This is a genomic window from Paraburkholderia sp. EG304 (assembly GCF_046543485.1).
GTDB classification, from domain to species: domain Bacteria; phylum Pseudomonadota; class Gammaproteobacteria; order Burkholderiales; family Burkholderiaceae; genus Paraburkholderia; species Paraburkholderia youngii.
The window spans coordinates 1-438 of the sequence record NZ_JBKGUA010000346.1 but is presented as its reverse complement, the minus strand read 5'-3'; the positions used below and the strand labels follow the sequence as shown (position 1 = coordinate 438).

The following is a 438-nucleotide window of genomic DNA, read 5'->3' as shown; positions in this document are numbered from 1 at the left end:
GGCGCACGACTGGCTGCTGCGCCTGCAGACCGGCCCGGTGACGGCCGCTGACGCCGAGGCATTCCGACGTTGGCGCGCGCAGGACCCCCGCCATGCGCTGGCCTTCGCCCAGGCACGCCGGCTGTGGGCAGCGCTGGCGCCGGCGCTGCAGGCCACTGCCGCGCCCGCGGAGGCACCGGCGGCGAACGCTGGCGTGCCGCTGAGCGCATCCGCAGCCGCCCTCCCGGTGCGGCAACGCCCCCGCCGATTCAATCCCGGACGCCGTGCGTTCCTGGGCGGTGCCGCGGCGGCGGCCGCCGTCGGCTGGGTGGCGGTGCAGTCGCCGCTGGGGCTGTGGCCGGCGCTGGACGCGCTGGGCGCCGACTACCGCACGGCCACCGGCGAGCGCCGCGATGTCAGCATCGGCAGCGTCGCCGTGGCCATGGCCGCGCGCACCAC

The 438-nt window shown here is 78.5% G+C and carries 1 protein-coding gene; it reads left to right on the top strand.

From position 1 onward, the window contains the following. A partial coding sequence (locus tag ACLFKU_RS44215; RefSeq protein ID WP_410853454.1) for a FecR/PupR family sigma factor regulator occupies nucleotides 1–438 on the top strand: 438 nt, incomplete at both ends.